Consider the following 18,811-nt stretch of genomic DNA (forward strand, 5'->3'; position numbering starts at 1 on the left):
GCCGCCCTTTTTCTTTGCGATGAGCGGGATAGACCGAAGGCGAAACAGGAGTTCTCGGGCGGACCTCTGGTAGAGAATCACCATTGATGCGCCAGTCTTCTGCCAGGCGTTGCTGCGCCTCAACCCCGGTTGAAGGGCCCTGTGCGGGCCTTCCATGTTAAAATGGGGTGCTAGGAAGTGTTCAGCTGCGCAACTGGCTGCCGACGAAGAGCCTAATTACGTTGCAGGGTGTTGACGGAACCGACGGGGAAGAGTATCCCACCGTCCTTCTGAGCGGGCTGGCCGTGCCGAGTGCAAACGCAGCTCCATGAAACGCAAAATTTGGATTTGGCGTGAGCTGCCGTGGGCCATAGAGGTCTGTGGTCTGGCTCGCGCGCATTGTTGGGACCGGATCGATGGCACAACAAAACATTCGCATCCGCCTCCGGGCTTTCGATCACCGCGTGCTGGATTCGTCCGCGCGGGAGATCGTTTCCACGGCGAAGCGCACTGGCGCGGCGGTACGCGGGCCGATCCCGCTGCCGACGCGGATCGAAAAGTTCACGGTGCTGCGGGGTCCGCACATCGACAAGAAATCTCGCGAGCAGTTCGAGATGCGCACTCACAAGCGCGTCCTGGATATCGTTGACCCGACGCCGCAGACAGTGGACGCGCTGATGAAGCTCGACCTGTCTGCTGGCGTCGACGTCGAGATCAAGCTGGGAGCTTAAGACCATGAGCCAGGCTCAACAGCTACGCACGGGCGTTCTGGCGAAGAAGGTCGGTATGACCCGTATCTTCTCCGAGGACGGCAATCACGTGCCCGTTACCGTGCTGCACATGGACAATGTGCAGGTAGTCGCGCAGCGAACCGCTGAGCGCGACGGTTACACCGCGCTGCAGCTCGGTGCCGGTGCGGCGAAAGCCAAGCGCACGTCCAAGGCGATGCGCGGCCACTTCGCCAAGTCCAGCGTCGAACCCAAGCGCAAGGTGCTTGAGTTTCGTGTGAGCGACGATGCGCTCATCGACGCAGGCTCCACGTTGACCGCGGATCATTTCGCCGTCGGCCAGAAGGTCGATGTCGCGGGCACTTCGATCGGCAAGGGCTTTGCCGGTGGCATGAAGCGTTGGAACTTTGGTGGTCTGCGCGCCTCGCACGGCGTGTCGATCTCTCACCGTTCCCACGGTTCGACCGGTCAGTGCCAGGATCCGGGCAAGGTCTTCAAAGGCAAGAAGATGGCCGGCCACCTCGGTGCCGAGCGCGTCACGGTCCAGAATCTCGAAGTCGTTCGTATCGACGCCGAACGCGGCATCCTTTGGGTGCGTGGCGCGGTTCCGGGCTCGGCCAGTGGCTGGGTCGAGGTGCGCGACGCTGTCAAAGGTGTGAAGGCCGAGGATCTGCCTTTCCCGGGCCAGTTCAAGGCTGCCGGCGAAGTCGACAGTCCGGAGCCGGGCTCTGAACAGGCCGACATGGTGGCTGAAGGCGCGCCGACCGAAGATCAGGTCGACGCCGCCGCCGACACCTCCGGCGAAGGAGAATCCAAGTTATGAAGATCGACGTGATCAAGCTCGATGCCGGCAAGGCCGGCTCGGTCGATCTCGACGATGCGATTTTCGGCATCGAGGAGATCCGCGGCGACATCCTTCAGCGTGCCGTGAAGTGGCAGCTGTCGCGTCGCCAGGCCGGTACGCACAAGGCACTTGAGCGTAACGAGATCAGCCGCACCACAAAGAAGATGTATCGCCAGAAGGGTACTGGCGGCGCGCGTCACGGTTCGCGCCGTGCACCGATCTTCGTGGGTGGTGGCAAGGCGCATGGTCCGCGGGTTCGCTCGCACGCGACCGAGCTTCCCAAGAAGGTTCGAATGCTTGCTCTGAAGCACGCGCTGTCGTCCAAGGTCGGCGGTTCGAGCCTCATCATTCTCGATGAGGCCAAGCTCGACGCTCCGAAGACGAAGGCGCTGCTCGAGGCGTTCGGCAAGATCGGGCTGAAGAATGCGCTGATCATCGACGGCGAGACGCTGGACGAAAACTTCGCCCGCGCCGCGCGCAACATTCCGAATGTGGATGTGCTGCCGGCGCAAGGTCTCAATGTTTACGACGTGCTGCGCCGGGACACGCTGGTCCTGACCAAAGCGGCCGTTGAAAAGATCAACGAGCGGCTCCAGCCGCGGGAGAACGCGTGATGCCCGCTCCGCGTCATTACGACACCATCGTCGCGCCGGTGATCACCGAGAAGTCGACTCTTCTGTCCGAGGACAACAAGGTCGTCTTTCGCGTGCCGCTCGATGCGACCAAGAAGGACATCGCCGAGGCGGTGGAAGAGCTGTTCAAGGTCAAGGTGAAGGCGGTGAATACGCTGATCACCAAGGGCAAGACCAAGCGCTTCCGCGGCATCGTCGGCCGGCGTACCGATGTGAAAAAAGCGGTCGTGACCCTCGAAGAGGGCCACTCGATCGACGTCACGACGGGCCTCTAGGGCGTCTGGCAGAAGGAAGACACACATGGCACTGAAGACATTCAAGCCGACTTCGCCGGGCCGCCGTTCGCTGGTTCTGGTCAACCGCGAGGAACTCTATTCCGGTCGTCCGGAAAAGACGCTCGTCGAAGGTCTGCGTAAAAATGGTGGCCGCAATAACACCGGCCGCGTGACGGCTCGCCGTCGCGGGGGCGGTGCGAAGCGCCTCTATCGCGTCATCGATTTCAAGCGGACCAAGTGGGATGTGCCCGCCACGGTCGAGCGCCTGGAATACGATCCCAACCGTTCGGCGTTTATCGCACTGATCAAGTATGAAGACGGTGAGATTGCCTATATCCTGGCGCCGCAGCGTCTGGGTGTCGGTGACACGGTCCTTGCGGGCCAGCGCGTCGACGTGAAGCCGGGCAATTGCATGCCGCTGCGCTCCATGCCGGTGGGTACGATCGTGCACAATGTCGAGATGAAGCCGCTCAAGGGTGGTCAGATCGCGCGTTCTGCCGGCGCGTACGCTCAGCTGGTCGGCCGCGACGCCGGTTATGCCCAGGTGCGCCTGATGAGCGGCGAGTTGCGCATGGTTCATCAGGATTGTGTGGCGACGGTTGGCGCGGTGTCCAATCCGGATCATATGAACCAGAACCTGGGCAAGGCCGGCCGTAATCGCCATCTGGGCCGCCGTCCTGCCGTTCGCGGCGTCGCGATGAACCCGGTCGACCACCCGCACGGTGGTGGTGAGGGTCGCACCTCTGGTGGCCGTCACCCGGTGACCCCGTGGGGCAAGCCGACCAAGGGTCGCAAGACGCGCAAGAACAAAGGCACCGACAAGTTCATCATTCGCTCGCGCCACGAGCGCAAGAAACGCTAAGGGAGCGCGCTAGCTATGCCCCGTTCTGTCTGGAAAGGTCCGTTCGTCGACGGATACCTCCTGAAGAAAGCGGACGCCGCCCATGAGGGTGGTCGTAAGCAGGCCATCAAGACTTGGTCGCGCCGCTCGACAATCATGCCGCAATTCGTGGGTCTGACCTTCCAGGTTCACAACGGCAACAAGTTCGTGCCTGTGCTGGTGTCCGAAGACATGGTCGGCCACAAGCTCGGCGAATTCGCGCCTTCGCGGACCTACTACGGTCACGCGGCGGACAAGAAAGCCAAGAGGAAGTAGCGCGATGGGACAGTCAACCAATCCCCGCCGCGTCGCGGACAATGAGGCTCGCGCCAAGCAGCGTATGATCCGGATCAGCCCTCAGAAGCTGAACCTGGTCGCGTCCATGATCCGCGGTAAGCCGGTCGAGCGCGCCCTCAACGATCTTACCTTCTCGCGCAAGCGCATTGCCGACGACGTCAAGAAGGTTCTTGAGTCCGCGATCGCGAACGCTGAGAACAATCACGGTCTCGACATCGACTCTCTGGTCGTGGCCGAGGCCTATGTCGGCAAGAACATCGTTATGAAGCGGTTCCGTGCGCGGGCGCGCGGTCGGGGTGCTCGCATCCTGAAGCCGTTCTCCGAACTCACGATCGTCGTCCGCGAAGTTGAGGAGGCCGCATAATGGGTCAGAAGGTCAATCCGATCGGCCTGCGCCTTGGCATCAACCGCACTTGGGAAAGCCGGTGGTTTGCTCAAGGTGAGGAATATGCCGAGCTTCTGCACGAAGATCTGAAAATCCGCCGCTTTCTTCACGACCGTCTGAAGAATGCTTCGGTCTCCAAGATTGTCATCGAGCGGCCCCACAAGAAGTGCCGTGTGACCATTCACACCGCACGTCCGGGTGTCGTGATTGGCAAGAAGGGCTCGGACATCGAGAAGCTGCGCCGCGAACTGATGAAGATGACCAGTGGTGAGGTTTTCCTCAACCTGGTCGAGGTTCGCAAGCCGGAGACCGATGCCAACCTGGTGGCCGAATCCATCGCTCAGCAGCTTGAGCGCCGCGTTGCGTTCCGCCGTGCCATGAAGCGTTCGCTGCAAACGACGATGCGCATGGGTGCCCTCGGGTGCCGGATCATGTGCAGCGGCCGTCTTGGCGGAGCGGAAATTGCCCGCGTTGAGCAATACCACGAGGGCTCTATCCCGCTTCACACGCTGCGTGCGGACATCGATTACGGCTTTGCCGAAGCGATGACCGCGATGGGCATCATCGGCGTGAAGGTCTGGATCTACAAAGGCGAGATCCTCGAGCACGATCCGATGGCGTCCGAACGCCGTCTTCAGGAAACCGGTGAGCAGCGCGCCCGTTCGGGCCGCGCCGCAGCCTAGAGTTCGAGGTAGGAGTTAAGCCATGCTTCAACCGAAGCGCACGAAATACCGGAAGGCGCACAAGGGGCGCATTCACGGTAATGCCAAGGGCGGCTTCACCCTCAATTTCGGTTCTTACGGCCTGAAGGCTGTTGAGCCGGAGCGGGTTACCGCGCGTCAAATCGAGGCGACCCGCCGCGCCATCACCCGTCACATGAAACGGGCCGGCCGCGTGTGGATTCGCGTATTTCCGGATCTTCCGGTTTCGAAGAAACCGACTGAAGTCCGGATGGGTAAAGGTAAAGGCTCCCCGGAATTTTGGGTGGCCAAAGTGAAGCCGGGCCGGATCATGTTCGAGATCGACGGCGTGCCTGAAGACGTTGCGCGCGAGGCGCTGCGTCTTGGGGCTGCCAAACTTCCGATCAAGACCAAGGTCGTGACCCGTCCGGGCGAACAGGAGGCAGCGCGATGAAACCCGAAGACGTTCGCGCTCTGAGCGATGACCAGCTGCAGGACGAACTCCTCAAGCTGAAGAAAGAGCATTTCAACCTGCGTTTCCAGGCGGCCACCGGCCAGCTGGAGAACACCGCGCGCTTCGGGCATATCCGCAAGGACATTGCCCGACTGAAGACGGATATCCGTCGTCGCGCGCTGCAAGCCCAAGGGAGCTAGGCGATGCCGAAGCGAATTCTGCAAGGCACCGTGGTCAGCGACAAGCAGGCGAAGACGGTGATCGTCCGTGTCGAACGGACCTTCCTGCACCCGCTGCTGCGCAAGACCGTGCGCCGCTCGAAGAAGTATCATGCCCACGACGAAGCGGGCGTGAAGAAGATTGGCGACAAGGTCCTGATCCAGGAGTGCGCGCCGAAGTCGAAGCTCAAACGGTGGGAGGTCGTCGCGGACCAGGCGTAAGCCGTCCTCGAAGACCATCCTGATCTATGGAGGATCACGATGATCCAGATGCAAACTAATCTGGACGTGGCCGATAACTCCGGCGCCCGCCGTGTGCAGTGCATCAAAGTACTGGGCGGAGCGAAGCGGCGTTATGCGCGCGTCGGCGACATTATTGTCGTCTCTGTAAAAGAAGCCTCGCCGAAGGGTCGGGTGAAGAAAGGCGACGTGCGCAAGGCCGTCGTGGTGCGTACCGCTGCGGACATCAAACGCCGCGACGGTAGCGTGATCCGCTTCGACAACAACGCCGCGGTTCTTCTCAACCAGAGCAACGAGCCTCTGGGCACGCGTATCTTCGGCCCGGTCCCGCGCGAATTGCGGGCCAAGCAACACATGAAGATCGTCTCGCTGGCTCCGGAGGTGCTGTAGTCATGGCTGCCAAGATCAAAAAGGGCGATAAGGTCGTCGTTCTGACCGGCCGCGACAAAGGCAAGACCGGCACGGTATCCAAAGTGGTGCCGAGCGAAGGCCGGGTGTTTGTCTCCGGGGTCAACATGGTCAAGCGCCATCAGCGCCCGACGCAGGCCCAGGCCGGCGGTATCGAAGAAAAAGAAGCTCCGATCCAGATCTCCAATGTGGCGATCGCCGACCCCAAGACCGGTGAGCCGACACGCGTCGGTTTCAAGGTCGAGGGTGGCAAGAAGGTTCGGATCGCGAAGAAATCCGGCGAGGTGATCGATGTCTGACGTCGCTCAATACGAACCACGCCTGAAAGCGCGCTACCGCGAAGAGATTCGCAAGAGCCTTCAGGAGAAGTTTGGCTACAGCAATCCGATGGAGATTCCGCGGCTCGAGAAAGTCGTGATCAACTTCGGTGTCGGCGAAGCGGCCCAGGACTCCAAGAAGATCCAGGGCGCGCTGGCCGATCTGCAAGCGATCTCCGGTCAGAAGCCCGTCGCGACCAAAGCGAAGAAGTCCATCGCCGGCTTCAAGCTTCGTGAAGAGCAGCTGATCGGCGCGAAGGTGACCCTTCGCAAGGATCGGATGTTCGAGTTTCTCGATCGCCTTATCACGATCGCTCTGCCGCGCGTCCGCGACTTCCGCGGCCTGAACGGCAAGAGCTTCGATGGCGGGGGCAATTACGCGATGGGCCTGAAAGAGCATATCGTGTTCCCCGAAATCGACTACGACAAGGTCGAGAAGATCCGCGGTATGGACATCGTGGTTTGCACCACGGCCAAGACCGATGAAGAAGCGAAGGCCCTGCTGGCCGAGTTCGATTTCCCGTTCTCGAACTAACGCAGCAGGAACGCGGGCTCGTGGTGAGTCCGCACGCAGGAGATTGATGAATGGCTAAGAAGAGTGCAGTCGAACGCAACCAACGCGTCCGCAAACTCGCAAAGCAGTACGAAGCCAAGCGTGAGCGTCTCAAGGCGATTGCGCGCGACACCGAACGCCCGGTTGACGAGCGTTTCGCCGCGCAGCTGAAGCTCGCCGAGCTTCCGCGCAATTCCGCGCCCACGCGCATCCGGAATCGCTGTGAAGTCAGCGGTCGGCCGCGTGGTTATTATCGCAAGCTGAAGATGTCGCGCATCGCGCTGCGTCAACTGGCCAGCCACGGGTTTATCCCGGGCATGGTCAAGTCGAGCTGGTAGGGAGAGGGACTCATGTCGATGATTGATCCGCTCGGCGATATGCTGACCCGTATCCGGAATGCGCTGATGCGCCACCGGTCCAGCGTTCGCACCCCGGCTTCGAAGCTGCGTCAGCGCGTTCTTGATGTGCTGCTGGAAGAAGGCTTCATCCGCGGCTATTCCGAAACGTCCGATGTGAAGGGCTTCAAAGAGTTCGAAATCGAACTGAAGTACTTCGAAGGTTCCTCCGTTATCAGCGATATCAAGCGCGTGTCCAAACCGGGCCGCCGCGAGTATCGCAAGGTCAGAGATCTGCCCCTCGTTCGCAACGGGCTCGGGATCGCGATCGTCTCCACGCCGATGGGTGTGATGAGCGACGCGGCCGCGCGCGAAGCGAATGTGGGTGGCGAGATTCTCTGCCACATCAGCTAAGGGGAGATTTGAATGTCTCGTTTAGGCAAACTTCCCGTCGAAATCCCCTCTGGCGTCAGTGCCGCGATCAACAACGCGGTAATCCAGGTCAAGGGCCCGAAGGGTGAGCTGAGCTTCGCGTTGCCGCGCAACGTTGCGGTCGAACATGGCGATGACGGGATCACCGTCCAGCCGGCCGACGAAAGCAAGGAGTCCCGCGCGATGTGGGGCACCACGCGTGCGACGATTTCCAATATGGTTCACGGTGTGACGCAAGGCTTCACGCGCGACCTGGAGCTGATCGGCGTCGGTTACCGCGCGCAGATGCAGGGCAACGATCTGAAGTTGTCGCTCGGTCTCTCCCACGACGTGGTCTACACGCCGCGCAATGGCATCAAGATTGCCACCCCGAAGCCGACGGAGATCAAGATCGAAGGTCCCGACAAGCAGGTGGTCGGCCAGACCGCTGCGGAAATCCGGGATTTCCGTCCGCCGGAGCCCTACAAGGGCAAGGGTATCAAATATTCCGACGAGTATGTTCGCCGGAAAGAAGGCAAGAAGAAGTAAGGACGCAGGCGATGAAATCCTCACGCGAGAAGATGCAACGCCGCGCCCAGCGCACACGCACGCGGCTGAAAAAACTGGCCAATGGGCGTCCGCGCCTGTCGGTCTACCGTTCGTCGAAGCACATCTATGCCCAGATCATCGACGACAGCAAAGGCGTGACCCTTGCTGCCGCCTCTACTCTGGAAAAAGACGTGGCCGGCGACGCCGCCACCGGTGCGACGGTCGAGCTGGCCGAGCGTGTCGGCAAGCTGGTCGCCGAGCGTGCGAAAGCCAAGGGCCTGACCGAGGTCGTGTTCGACCGGGGCGGCTATATTTATCATGGGCGCATCAAAGCGCTCGCCGACGCCGCCCGTGAGGGCGGCCTGCAATTCTAAGGGAGGCGACGCATGGCTCGAGATCAGGAGCGCGGTCGCGGCAGGCGCAAAGACCGTGATGATGAGCAGGGCGACGAACTCGTCGACAAGCTCGTCCACATCAACCGCGTTGCCAAGACGGTTAAAGGCGGGCGGAATTTCCAGTTCGCCGCTCTCGCCGTTGTCGGCGACCAGAAGGGCCGTGTCGGCTTTGGCCAGGGCAAGGCGCGTGAAGTGCCGGAAGCCATCCGCAAGGCGACCGAGGAAGCCAAGAAGACGATGGTCCGCATTCCGCTGCGCGAGGGCCGCACTTTGCACCATGACGGCAAGGGCCGTTGGGGTGCAGGCAAGGTGATCCTGCGTTCTGCGCCTCCGGGTACCGGTGTTATCGCCGGCGGTCCGATGCGTGCGATCCTGGAAAGTCTCGGTGTTCAAGACGTGGTGGCCAAATCCACCGGTTCGTCGAACCCGTACAACATGATCCGCGCGACGCTGGAAGCGCTGAAGGCGCAGGAAAGCCCGCGTACGGTGGCTTCCAAGCGGGGCCTCAAGGTGGGCGACATTGCCAACCGCCGCCGCGACGGTGCTTCGGCGCCTGAAGCGATTGAGTCTTAAGGGGTAGATGATGGCGAAGAAAACCACCCTCATCGTGCGCCAGACCGGTAGTTCGACCCGGCGCCCCAAGACTCAGCTTCAGACGCTCGTCGGTCTCGGCCTCGGCCGGATCGGCAAGCAGCGCGAGCTGGAAGACACACCGGCCATTCGCGGGATGATCGCCAAGGTCTCCCACCTGGTCGAAATCGTCGAGGAGCGCGGCTAGGCCGCTGCTTCGATAAAGGAGTACTCCCATGCGTCTGAACGAACTGCGCGACAATCCGGGCGCCGTCAAAGAGCGTACCCGCGTCGGTCGCGGCATCGGCTCGGGCAAGGGCAAGACCGGCGGACGTGGCGTTAAAGGCCAGAAATCTCGTTCCGGTGTAGCCATCAAGGGCTTCGAAGGCGGTCAAATGCCGCTCCATCAACGTCTGCCCAAGCGCGGCTTCACCAAGCCGAACCGGGCGCGTTATGCCGAAGTCACGCTTGAACGCTTGCAGACGGCTGTCGATGCCAAGAAGCTGGATACGACCAAGACCGTTGATGCGGCTGCCCTGGTCGAAGCCGGCGTCGTGCGCCGCGCCCTCGACGGCGTGCGCGTGATCGGCGGTGGCGAGCTGAAGGCCAAGCTGGATCTCGTAGTTGCGGGCGGCTCCAAGCCGGCGCTTGCTGCGGTCGAAAAAGCCGGTGGCAAGGTCACCGTGCTGATTCCGGCCAAGAGCGACAGCAAAGACTAATGTAACGCGGCGACGAGCTTCCTACATGGAAGCTCGTCGTTACCGTGTCTTCCGCCCGGATGGAGTGATCTGAACTCATGGCGTCTGCTGCAGAACAGCTCGCACGCAATATGAATTTTGCCTCTTTCGCCCAGGCGAAAGAGCTTCAGAAGCGCATTCTCTTCACTCTTCTGGTTCTGGTGATCTACCGGATCGGGACCTATGTTCCGATTCCCGGGATCGATCCGGAAGTCTTCCGCCAGACTTGGGAAAACCAGCAGGGCGGAATCCTCGGAAATCTGAATATCTTTGCCGGTGGCGCCGTTGAGCGGATGGCGATTTTCGCCCTCAACGTCATGCCCTATATCTCGGCATCCATCATCATGCAGCTCATGGCGGCCACCGTGCCGAGCCTGGAGCGCATGAAGAAGGAAGGCGGCGAACAGGGCCGCAAGCAGATCAACCAGTATTCGCGCTATCTGACCGTGCTGCTTGCCGCTGTGCAGGCCTTCGCTCTGGCGATCGGTATGGAGCAGGTCAACTCGTCCGGCGTCTCGGCGGCCGTCGATCCGGGCTGGTTCTTCCGCATAACGGTTGTGGTTACCCTCGTCGGCGGAACGATGTTCCTGCTGTGGCTGGGTGAGCAGATCACTGCGCGCGGTGTCGGTAACGGCGTCTCGCTGATCATCTTCGCCGGCATCATTGCCGAGATGCCGCGGGCCTTGTTCGGCCTGCTGGCTCAAGGCGAGGAAGGCACGATCGGGGGCGGCACGATTCTGGTGGCGCTGCTGCTGATGCTGGCTGTGCTGGTGTTTGTGGTCTTCATCGAGCGCGCTCAGCGCCGCCTGCTGGTTCAATATCCCAAGCGTCAGGTGGGCAACCGCATGATGGGTGGCGAATCCAGCTTCCTGCCGCTGAAGCTGAACACGGCCGGCGTCATTCCCGCGATCTTCGCATCCTCGCTGCTGTTCCTGCCCCAGACCATCGCGGGCTTCACGGCACAGGGCGGGGGACCGGAGTGGCTTCGCACGGTCGCCGCACTGCTGGGCCCGGGCCAACCGCTCTTTATTGCTTTCTACGCCGGACTCATCATCTTCTTCTGCTTCTTCTACACATCGATCGTGTTCAATCCGGAAGACACGGCCGAGAACCTTCGCAAGCATGGGGGCTTCCTGCCAGGAATTCGTCCTGGCAAGCGGACCGCCGAGTATCTTGATTACGTGCTCTCGCGCCTGACGGTCATCGGTGCCGGCTATCTGACGATTGTCTGCGTCTTTCCCGAAGTGCTTCGGGCCCAGGCGCCAGGTATTCCCTTCTATATCGGTGGCACGGCGGTGCTGATCGTCGTTTCGGTCACCCTCGACACCGTGACACAGATTCAGTCTCACTTGCTGGCGCACCAGTATGAGGGATTGATCAAGAAGACGAAGCTGCGGGGGCGCAAGCGATGAACGTTATTCTGTTCGGACCGCCGAACGCAGGCAAAGGCACTCAAGCCAAGCGCCTCGTGAACGAGTACGGCTGGGTTCATCTGTCTACCGGTGACATGCTGCGCGCTGCGCGCAAGGCCGGAACGGAACTCGGCAAGCAGGTTTCCGCGATCATCGATCGCGGCGATCTGGTCTCTGACGAGATCGTCATCGCTCTGATCGAAGAGCGCCTGCCGGATGCCGAAGCCGCCGGCGGTGCGATCTTTGACGGCTTCCCGAGGACGATTGCCCAGGCTGAAGCCCTGGACAAGGTGCTGGAAAGCCGTGGCAAGAAGATCGACGTGGTTATCCGGCTCGATGTCGATCCGGACGAGCTCACCCGGCGTGTTGAAAAGCGCGCGAAGGAAGAGGGCCGTCCCGACGACACGGTGGAAGTGTTTAAGAATCGTCTCGACACCTATGAAGCCGAGACAGCGCCGCTCATTCCGTATTACGAGAGCCAGGACAAGCTGGTGAACGTCGATGGCATGGGTAGCGTCGAAGACGTGGCGGCGAGCATCGACAAGGCGCTTGGCCGCTAGAACCGGAAGCATACGGCGGGATCGGTCCTGCCTGCCTGCTTCTACTGAAAGAGAACACGTCGCTCCCTGTTGACGGGAGGGACGCTGAGACTATAAGAAGCGCCCTTCGCTCAAAAGGGCCGGAGCCGTCCCTGTGTGCAGTGTCTTTGGCTGCACCTGCCGGTCCCGGTGTCTTCTGTGAAGCGGCCTGAAGAATTAAGGAGAGCGTCGTGGCTCGTATTGCCGGCGTCAACATTCCGACGAACAAGCGCGTAGAGATCGCGCTGCGTTACATTCATGGCATTGGTGCAACCAAGGCCCGTGAAATCATCGAGACGGTGGGCATTCCGGCTGAAAAGCGGGTCAACCAGCTCACCGATGCGGAGATCCTGCAGATCCGCGAGACGATCGACGCCAATTACACGGTTGAAGGTGATCTTCGCCGTGAGGTGGCTGTCAACGTCAAGCGCCTGATGGATCTTGGTTGCTATCGCGGCCTGCGCCACCGTCGCGGCCTTCCGGTCCGCGGTCAGCGCACCCACACCAATGCACGGACCCGCAAGGGTCCGGCCAAGCCGATCGCCGGCAAGAAGAAGTAAGGACCAAGGTTTATGGCCAAGGAACCCAGCCGCGTACGTCGCCGCGAGCGGAAAAACATTACCGCTGGCGTTGCGCACGTGAATGCCAGCTTCAACAATACGATGGTGACCATCGCCGACGCCCAGGGCAATACGATTTCCTGGTCGTCCGCCGGTCTGATGGGCTTCAAGGGGTCGCGTAAATCGACCCCGTTCGCCGCCCAGATGGCTGCCGAGGATGCGGGCAAGAAGGCGCAGGAACACGGCGTGAAGACGCTTGAAGTGCGCGTTTCCGGTCCGGGTTCGGGCCGTGAGAGCGCTCTGCGCGCCCTGCAGTCGGTGGGGTTCACCATCACGATGATCCATGACGTGACGTCGATCCCGCACAACGGGTGCCGTCCGCCGAAGCGTCGCCGCGTCTAGAGACTCGTGCGGCGTTTGCCGGCTTGCTGAATACACTGTGGCGCGTCGGCCCCTCCGGCGCGCAGTCCGCTTGAAGGGGACGTAACGTGATCGAGAAAAACTGGCAGGAACTGATCCGCCCGATGAAGCCGGAAGTCACTCCCGGCTACGACTCCTCGCGCCTTGCCAAGATCATTGCCGAGCCGCTGGAGCGTGGCTTCGGGATGACGCTCGGCAACGCACTGCGCCGCGTGCTCCTGTCCTCTCTGCAGGGCGCTGCAGTGACCGCCGTTCAGATCGACGGTGTCGTTCACGAATTCTCGTCCATTCCGGGCGTGCGTGAAGACGTCACCGATATCGTTCTGAACCTGAAGCAGGTCGCGTTGCGCATGCACGCCGAAGGTCCCAAGCGCCTGACCCTCAAGAAGACGGGTCCGGGCGAAGTGACCGCGGGCGATATCGAGGAAGTCGCCGACATCGAGGTGATCAACAAAGATCACGTCATCTGCACCCTGGACCAGGGTGCTGAAGTCCGCTTTGTGCTGACGGTCAATACCGGCAAGGGCTATGTCCCGGCCGATCGCAACCGCCCCGAAGACGCCCCGATCGGCTATATCGGCGTCGATGCGCTTTACAGCCCGGTCAAGCGGGTGGCCTACAAGGTGGAAAACACCCGTGAAGGCCAGGTGCTCGACTATGACAAGCTGACCCTGGACATTGAAACCAACGGTGCGGTCACGCCGGAAGACGCTGTGGCGTATGCCGCGCGTATCCTGCAGGACCAGTTCCAGATTTTCGTCAATTTCGAAGAGCCCTCCGAGGCGCGCGGTCCGGAAGAAGAGACTCCCGAGCTCGACTTCAACCCGGCGCTCCTGAAGAAGGTTGACGAGCTGGAGCTTTCGGTGCGTTCGGCGAACTGCCTGAAGAACGACAACATCGTCTATATCGGCGACCTCATCCAGAAGTCGGAAGCGGAAATGCTTCGCACGCCGAACTTCGGCCGCAAGTCGCTCAATGAGATCAAGGAAGTTCTGGCCCAGATGGGGCTGCACCTCGGTATGGAAGCGCCGAACTGGCCGCCTGAGAATATCGAGGACCTGGCGAAGAAGTACGAGGATCACGTCTAGGACGGACTGCCGCGAGGCACTCTGCCAGGGACGATAAGGAGAGAAGTCATGCGCCACGGTAATGCGCACCGCAAACTAAACCGGACCGCGTCGCACCGCAAAGCGATGTTCGCCAACATGGCGGCGTCCCTGATCGAGCACGAACAGATCGTCACGACCCTTCCCAAAGCGAAGGAGCTCAAGCCGATCATGGACAAGCTCATCACGCTCGCGAAGAAAGGCGACCTGGCCTCGCGCCGTCTCGCGATTTCGCGGATCCGCAATGAAGAGCAGGTCAAGAAGCTGTTCGACACGCTGGGCGGCCGCTACGCCGAGCGTCAGGGCGGCTATACGCGGGTCCTGAAAGCCGGGTTCCGCCATGGCGACAACGCGCCGCTGGCCGTGATCGAGCTGGTAGACCGCGATCCGGAAGCCAAGGGTGCCATCGACCGCGCCCGCGCCGCCGAGATGGAAGGCGCCGACGAGGACTAGGTTCTCATCAAACTGGTCAATTGAGGAAGGCCGCGCCCAAGAGGGCGCGGCCTTTTTCATTTTGGGCCGAGCCGGCCTTGCGAAATCTTAATCGGTCATGGCCTGTTCAGGTGCGATCGTGTTGCCTAAATGGAAGTCGATTTTTGTGCCGGTCGAAACAGGATTCAAGTTCATGATCCGCGTTGCCCTCTCTACTCTGAGCCTGATGCTCGGGCTTGCCGCCACTGCCTGCGCGCAGGAGGACGTCGATACGCTCCAGGACCGTGCGCCGGATAGCTTCCACGAGGAGCGCGCTGTTCCGGAAAACCGGACCGAGATGCAGCTCTCCTTTGCCCCGATCGTGCGCGAGGCGGCTCCGGCGGTCGTCAATGTCTATTCGCGCCGCGTAGTGGCTCAGCGCTCGCCCTTTGCCGGCGATCCCTTCTTTGAGCGCTTCTTCGGCAGCCAGCCGCAGCAGCGCGACGTGGGCTCTCTGGGGTCGGGGGTGATCGTGGACCCGTCCGGCGTGATCGTGACGAATAATCACGTCGTCGAAGGCGCTCAGGAATTACGGGTCGTGCTCGCCGACCGGCGCGAGTTCGATGCGGAGCTCTTGCTGGCGGACGAACGCACCGACCTTGCGGTTCTGCAGATCCAGGCCGACGAGACTCTTCCGGTTCTCTCCTACAATGAGGCGGGAGACTCCGAGGTCGGCGATCTCGTTCTCGCCATCGGCAATCCCTTCGGCGTCGGTCAGACCGTGACCTCCGGAATCGTTTCGGCGCTGGCGCGCACCGAGGTCGGGATCAGCGATTACTCCTTCTTCATCCAGACCGATGCTGCCGTGAACCCGGGCAATTCCGGGGGTGCGCTTGTGAACATGAATGGCGAGCTGATCGGCATCAATACAGCGATCTTCTCCCGCTCCGGCGGGTCGATCGGGATCGGGTTCGCGATTCCCGCCGAGATGGTGCGTTCGGTGGTCAATGCCGCGCTCAATGGCGAAGACCTGATCCGGCCCTGGCTCGGCGCCAAGCTTCAGCCGGTGACCAGCGAACTTGCCCAGTCGCTCGGTCTCGACCGGCCGCGCGGCGCCATCGTGGCCGACCTCTGGCCCGACGGCGCGGCTGAAGAAGCCGGCCTGGAGCGCGGGGATATCATCGTCGCGGTCGACGGGGTGGAGGTGAATAACGAAACCGGCATCCGCTTCCGGTTCGCGACGCACGCGCTCGGCGACCTCGCCCGCGTTGAAGTGCTTCGCGATGGCGACACGCGCGAATTCGAGGTGGAATCGCGCCCGGCTCCGGGCAACACGACCGCCGAGCCGCGCACGGTGGGCGGCCGCAACCCCTTTCAGGGCGCGCGCATCGTGGAACTGTCTCCCGCCTTCAACGAGGCTAACGGCATCGATCCCTTCATGGACGGGGTCATGATCGTGGCCGTTGGACGCCGGTCCGTAGCCGACTATTACGGATTCCAGGCCGGCGACCGGATTGTCACCATCGCGGGGATCGAGGTGGATGATTTCGCTGACTTCGAAAACGCCATGGCCGATCAGGATAATGCCCGCGAATGGCCGATCGAGATCATCCGCCGAGGTGAGCGCCATTCTAGGGTTCTGCGTCTTTAGGGATGACGGAGATCGAAAGATTTGGTCAAGCGCAGTTGACGGTTTGAGCCCGCCTCCCTTTAATAGACTCTTGTAGGGAGAATCCAGATGTCAGGATTCGCGAGGAGGGTGCGAGATGAACAAGACAATTTCTTTACTGTGCGTGTCGGCGGGGATTCTGATTGCCGGCTGCACGACAACCGAGGAACGCGCGGCGCTCCAGGCCGAACGCGACGCCGAGCGCGAAGAAATCGCCCGCATGATCGCGGCCGGGGAGTGTCAGGAAGAGCATCGCCTGGGCACAAGGACGCGGCCGCGTTATGTCTGCGACCCTAGTGGCGAGGGCCGGGACGCGAGCGCGGACGGTGCGCGAGAGGCGGTCCGCCGCATTCAGCGCCAAGGCAGTATCTGTTCTGGGACGAACCCGGCTTGTAGTCCCGACTAGCCGAAGGTGCGGCTTGCGCCACCGCAGAGGCAGCCGGCGGTGGTATGCGGTTGAACATCCGGTGATCGTCCGGTCGAGGAGTTGAGGCCGGTCTGTCTCCCGTCAGCCTGTTGCTGACAGGGCGATGTTCATCTGCCGGTTCTCTATGGCACGATGCACGCATGACAGACCTCTTCCAATCGGCCGGGCTCGAGCAGTCCGCGCCGCGCCCTCTTGCTGATCGCCTTCGCCCAAGGACGCTGTCCGAAGTCGTGGGGCAGGATCATCTTCTCTCCGAAACCGGCCCTCTCGGCAGGATGGTCGCGCAAAAGCGGTTGTCCTCGATTATACTCTGGGGCCCGCCGGGGGTGGGCAAGACCACCATTGCGCGCCTTCTCGCTGAAGGGGCCGGGCTTGAGTTCGATGCCATCTCGGCGGTGTTTTCCGGTGTCGCGGACCTGAAGAAGGCGTTCGATCGTGCCAGGGCGCGCCGGGCCAGCGGATCGGGGACGCTGCTCTTTGTCGACGAAATCCACCGCTTCAACCGCGCCCAGCAGGACGGCTTCCTGCCGGTAGCTGAGGAGGGGATTATTACCCTTGTCGGCGCAACGACGGAAAATCCCAGCTTTGAACTGAACGCGGCCTTGCTCTCGCGTTGCCAGGTGATGGTGCTGAAGCGGCTCGACGCCGAGGCGATGGAGCGTCTGCTCAAGCGCGCGGAAGGTCTGGAGGAGGCCTCGTTGCCGATCACAGCCGAGGCGCGCGAGGGGCTCATCGCCATGGCCGATGGCGATGGGCGCTACCTTCTGAACCTCGCCGAGGAGCTTTTCTCGCTCAAGCTGGAGAAACCGCTCGGTCTCGCTGACCTGGCCGATGTGCTCCAGCGGCGCGCGCCGGTCTACGACAAGGATCGTGAGGAGCATTACAATCTTATCTCCGCGCTTCACAAATCTGTTCGGGGATCTGACCCCGATGCCGCGCTCTACTGGCTCGCGCGCATGCTGGCCGGCGGCGAGGATCCGCTCTTCCTGGCGCGGCGCATCGTGCGCATGGCCAACGAGGATATTGGCCTGGCGGACCCGACCGCGGTTCACGCCGCCCTTGCCGCGAAAGAGGTCTACGACTTCCTGGGCAGTCCTGAGGGCGAGCTCGCCCTGGCCCAGGCGGTGGTCCATCTGGCTTGTGCGCCCAAGTCGAATGCCGTCTACACCGCGTACAAGGCGGCCATGCGCAGCGCGAAGAGCACCGGCTCGCTGATGCCGCCCAAGCACATCCTGAACGCGCCGACCAAGCTGATGAAGTCCGAAGGCTATGGCGAGGGCTACCGCTACGACCATAATGAGGCGGGCGGGGTCTCCGGGCAGAACTATTTTCCCGACGGGATGGAGCGCGAACGCTTCTACGAGCCGACCGACCGCGGCCGCGAAGCCGCGATCAAGGAGCGGCTGGAGCACTGGGGCAAGTTGCGGAGGTAGGCGGCGTGTCCGGTACAGTCCGCGCCGGGCCTCTGGCAATCGGCCATGCGAAAGAGACTAGGGGAGCTAATGAGACGCGTCGTTTTGATCTCCATTGCGGCGGCGGCTGCCATTCTCCTGCTGGCGGTCCTTGCCGGGCTCCTGATCGCCCGCTCCATGGTCGGCGAACCCGGCGTCGAGCGCCTGTCCAGCGTGACGGAAGACCTCGGTGCGCAGCGCTTGCTCTTCGTCTTCGCCCACCCCGATGACGAGATCACCGCCAATGCGCTGATGCGCCGCGCTGTGGCGGAGGGCGTCCATGTGGCCCTCTATACGGCGACGCGCGGGGAGGCGGGCACGCAGTATCCGCCTGTCATCGACCAACCCAATCTGGGTGTCGTGCGCGAAGCCGAGGCGAGAAAGCACGGCTTCGACATCGGTGTGGGCCGTCACACGGTCGAGGATCTGGGCGACGGACAGCTTGCCGGCCGCGATTTCGAGGATCTGGTGGCGCGAGTCTCAGCCGAGATTGCGGTTGCGGGGCCGGACACTGTGGTCAGCTTCCATCCGCAGAGCGCGATATCGCTTCATCCCGACCACATGACGATCGGGCGGGCCACTGCCGAGGCCGTCGCGCGCTCGGACCGGCAGATAAATCTCGTCTGGGTGCTGGCCCCGCGCCCGGCGCTGAACCGCTTCGGGGGCGAGCAGGGTGCGCGTATCGCCAGCCTGCAGCCAGCGCCGGACTTTGCCGTTGCCGCGCCGGCGCGGGACAAGCGGCGCGCCTGGGCGATCCATCACAGCCAGTCGGAGTATCTCCAGGCCGAATACGGCCTTCCCCCCTGGCTGCTGTACACGCTATGGACCGAGGAATATTACGCGTTGGCCGGGGAGGGGTGGGACCGGCGATAGCTGCCGGTCTTGCCACT

Annotated in this window: 31 protein-coding genes; all 31 read left to right on the forward strand. The window is 62.1% G+C overall.

Going from position 1 to position 18,811, the window contains the following annotated elements:
* The first annotated feature begins 395 nt into the window (after positions 1-395).
* Entirely contained in the window at positions 396-710 is a 315-nt protein-coding gene (gene rpsJ / locus PGP17_RS10405; protein ID WP_135945863.1) for a 30S ribosomal protein S10, read from the forward strand.
* A 4-nt stretch (positions 711-714) separates the two neighbouring features.
* A complete protein-coding gene (rplC, locus tag PGP17_RS10410; protein WP_135945862.1) occupies positions 715-1,530 on the forward strand; it encodes a 50S ribosomal protein L3 in 816 nt (271 codons plus the stop codon).
* A complete protein-coding gene (gene rplD / locus PGP17_RS10415) occupies positions 1,527-2,165 on the forward strand; it encodes a 50S ribosomal protein L4 (RefSeq protein ID WP_135945861.1) in 639 nt (212 codons plus the stop codon). The genes rplC and rplD overlap by 4 nt, the downstream gene beginning before the upstream one ends.
* Complete coding sequence (locus PGP17_RS10420) at positions 2,165-2,458, forward strand: 50S ribosomal protein L23 (RefSeq protein WP_135945860.1); 294 nt, start codon at positions 2,165-2,167, stop codon at positions 2,456-2,458. The genes rplD and PGP17_RS10420 overlap by 1 nt, the downstream gene beginning before the upstream one ends.
* Positions 2,459-2,483: 25 nt before the next feature.
* Entirely contained in the window at positions 2,484-3,320 is an 837-nt protein-coding gene (rplB, locus tag PGP17_RS10425; RefSeq protein ID WP_135945859.1) for a 50S ribosomal protein L2, read from the forward strand.
* 15 nt (positions 3,321-3,335) lie between these two features.
* Positions 3,336-3,614: a 30S ribosomal protein S19 gene (gene rpsS / locus PGP17_RS10430; protein ID WP_135945858.1), complete on the forward strand. Its 279-nt coding sequence runs from the start codon at positions 3,336-3,338 to the stop codon at positions 3,612-3,614.
* 4 nt (positions 3,615-3,618) lie between these two features.
* Positions 3,619-3,999, forward strand: coding sequence for a 50S ribosomal protein L22 (rplV, locus tag PGP17_RS10435; protein ID WP_135945857.1), 381 nt, complete (start codon positions 3,619-3,621; stop codon positions 3,997-3,999).
* Positions 3,999-4,703 carry a 30S ribosomal protein S3 gene (rpsC, locus tag PGP17_RS10440; protein ID WP_135945856.1) on the forward strand — a complete coding sequence of 235 codons (705 nt, stop codon included), beginning with the start codon at positions 3,999-4,001 and terminating at the stop codon, positions 4,701-4,703. The genes rplV and rpsC overlap by 1 nt, the downstream gene beginning before the upstream one ends.
* A gap of 22 nt (positions 4,704-4,725) precedes the next feature.
* A complete protein-coding gene (gene rplP, locus PGP17_RS10445) occupies positions 4,726-5,154 on the forward strand; it encodes a 50S ribosomal protein L16 (protein WP_135945855.1) in 429 nt (142 codons plus the stop codon).
* On the forward strand, positions 5,151-5,354 hold the full coding sequence (gene rpmC / locus PGP17_RS10450; RefSeq protein ID WP_135945854.1) for a 50S ribosomal protein L29: 204 nt from the start codon (positions 5,151-5,153) through the stop codon (positions 5,352-5,354). The genes rplP and rpmC overlap by 4 nt, the downstream gene beginning before the upstream one ends.
* A 3-nt stretch (positions 5,355-5,357) precedes the next feature.
* Positions 5,358-5,594 carry a 30S ribosomal protein S17 gene (gene rpsQ / locus PGP17_RS10455; RefSeq protein ID WP_135945853.1) on the forward strand — a complete coding sequence of 79 codons (237 nt, stop codon included), beginning with the start codon at positions 5,358-5,360 and terminating at the stop codon, positions 5,592-5,594.
* 39 nt (positions 5,595-5,633) lie between these two features.
* Positions 5,634-6,002 carry a 50S ribosomal protein L14 gene (gene rplN, locus PGP17_RS10460; RefSeq protein ID WP_135945852.1) on the forward strand — a complete coding sequence of 123 codons (369 nt, stop codon included), beginning with the start codon at positions 5,634-5,636 and terminating at the stop codon, positions 6,000-6,002.
* Between the two features lie 2 nt (positions 6,003-6,004).
* Positions 6,005-6,319, forward strand: a complete 315-nt coding sequence (gene rplX / locus PGP17_RS10465) for a 50S ribosomal protein L24 (protein WP_270375271.1) — start codon at positions 6,005-6,007, stop codon at positions 6,317-6,319.
* Positions 6,312-6,872, forward strand: a complete 561-nt coding sequence (rplE, locus tag PGP17_RS10470; protein ID WP_270375272.1) for a 50S ribosomal protein L5 — start codon at positions 6,312-6,314, stop codon at positions 6,870-6,872. Before rplX ends, rplE begins: the two co-directional genes overlap by 8 nt.
* A gap of 50 nt (positions 6,873-6,922) precedes the next feature.
* Positions 6,923-7,228, forward strand: a complete 306-nt coding sequence (gene rpsN / locus PGP17_RS10475) for a 30S ribosomal protein S14 (RefSeq protein WP_135945849.1) — start codon at positions 6,923-6,925, stop codon at positions 7,226-7,228.
* Between the two features lie 12 nt (positions 7,229-7,240).
* Positions 7,241-7,639: a 30S ribosomal protein S8 gene (gene rpsH / locus PGP17_RS10480; protein WP_135945848.1), complete on the forward strand. Its 399-nt coding sequence runs from the start codon at positions 7,241-7,243 to the stop codon at positions 7,637-7,639.
* A 12-nt stretch (positions 7,640-7,651) separates the two neighbouring features.
* A complete protein-coding gene (gene rplF, locus PGP17_RS10485) occupies positions 7,652-8,185 on the forward strand; it encodes a 50S ribosomal protein L6 (RefSeq protein ID WP_135945847.1) in 534 nt (177 codons plus the stop codon).
* An 11-nt stretch (positions 8,186-8,196) separates the two neighbouring features.
* Positions 8,197-8,559 (forward strand): 50S ribosomal protein L18, encoded by a 363-nt coding sequence (gene rplR, locus PGP17_RS10490; RefSeq protein WP_135945846.1) that lies wholly within the window; start codon positions 8,197-8,199, stop codon positions 8,557-8,559.
* A 12-nt stretch (positions 8,560-8,571) separates the two neighbouring features.
* A complete protein-coding gene (gene rpsE, locus PGP17_RS10495; protein WP_135945845.1) occupies positions 8,572-9,153 on the forward strand; it encodes a 30S ribosomal protein S5 in 582 nt (193 codons plus the stop codon).
* Positions 9,154-9,163: 10 nt separating this feature from the next.
* Positions 9,164-9,358 (forward strand): 50S ribosomal protein L30, encoded by a 195-nt coding sequence (rpmD, locus tag PGP17_RS10500; RefSeq protein WP_135945844.1) that lies wholly within the window; start codon positions 9,164-9,166, stop codon positions 9,356-9,358.
* Positions 9,359-9,386: 28 nt separating this feature from the next.
* Positions 9,387-9,869, forward strand: coding sequence for a 50S ribosomal protein L15 (gene rplO / locus PGP17_RS10505; RefSeq protein WP_135945843.1), 483 nt, complete (start codon positions 9,387-9,389; stop codon positions 9,867-9,869).
* A gap of 77 nt (positions 9,870-9,946) precedes the next feature.
* Positions 9,947-11,299, forward strand: coding sequence for a preprotein translocase subunit SecY (gene secY / locus PGP17_RS10510; RefSeq protein ID WP_135945842.1), 1,353 nt, complete (start codon positions 9,947-9,949; stop codon positions 11,297-11,299).
* Positions 11,296-11,859, forward strand: coding sequence for an adenylate kinase (locus PGP17_RS10515; RefSeq protein ID WP_135945841.1), 564 nt, complete (start codon positions 11,296-11,298; stop codon positions 11,857-11,859). Before secY ends, PGP17_RS10515 begins: the two co-directional genes overlap by 4 nt.
* 209 nt (positions 11,860-12,068) lie before the next feature.
* Complete coding sequence (rpsM, locus tag PGP17_RS10520) at positions 12,069-12,437, forward strand: 30S ribosomal protein S13 (protein WP_135945840.1); 369 nt, start codon at positions 12,069-12,071, stop codon at positions 12,435-12,437.
* A 12-nt stretch (positions 12,438-12,449) separates the two neighbouring features.
* The gene (gene rpsK, locus PGP17_RS10525) at positions 12,450-12,839 is read left to right on the forward strand and encodes a 30S ribosomal protein S11 (protein ID WP_135945839.1); all 390 of its coding nucleotides are present in this window, start codon (positions 12,450-12,452) and stop codon (positions 12,837-12,839) included.
* A gap of 86 nt (positions 12,840-12,925) precedes the next feature.
* A complete protein-coding gene (locus PGP17_RS10530; RefSeq protein WP_270375273.1) occupies positions 12,926-13,945 on the forward strand; it encodes a DNA-directed RNA polymerase subunit alpha in 1,020 nt (339 codons plus the stop codon).
* A gap of 48 nt (positions 13,946-13,993) precedes the next feature.
* Positions 13,994-14,416, forward strand: coding sequence for a 50S ribosomal protein L17 (rplQ, locus tag PGP17_RS10535; protein ID WP_135945837.1), 423 nt, complete (start codon positions 13,994-13,996; stop codon positions 14,414-14,416).
* Between the two features lie 172 nt (positions 14,417-14,588).
* Entirely contained in the window at positions 14,589-16,025 is a 1,437-nt protein-coding gene (locus PGP17_RS10540; protein WP_270375274.1) for a Do family serine endopeptidase, read from the forward strand.
* Between the two features lie 115 nt (positions 16,026-16,140).
* A complete protein-coding gene (locus PGP17_RS10545; protein ID WP_270375275.1) occupies positions 16,141-16,449 on the forward strand; it encodes a hypothetical protein in 309 nt (102 codons plus the stop codon).
* Between the two features lie 161 nt (positions 16,450-16,610).
* Positions 16,611-17,903, forward strand: a complete 1,293-nt coding sequence (locus PGP17_RS10550; RefSeq protein WP_270375276.1) for a replication-associated recombination protein A — start codon at positions 16,611-16,613, stop codon at positions 17,901-17,903.
* A 69-nt stretch (positions 17,904-17,972) separates the two neighbouring features.
* Positions 17,973-18,794: a PIG-L deacetylase family protein gene (locus PGP17_RS10555; protein ID WP_270375277.1), complete on the forward strand. Its 822-nt coding sequence runs from the start codon at positions 17,973-17,975 to the stop codon at positions 18,792-18,794.
* Positions 18,795-18,811: the final 17 nt, after the last annotated feature.

The organism is Marinicauda sp. Alg238-R41 (genome assembly GCF_947331485.1).
Taxonomy (GTDB): Bacteria; Pseudomonadota; Alphaproteobacteria; order Caulobacterales; family Maricaulaceae; genus Marinicauda; species Marinicauda pacifica.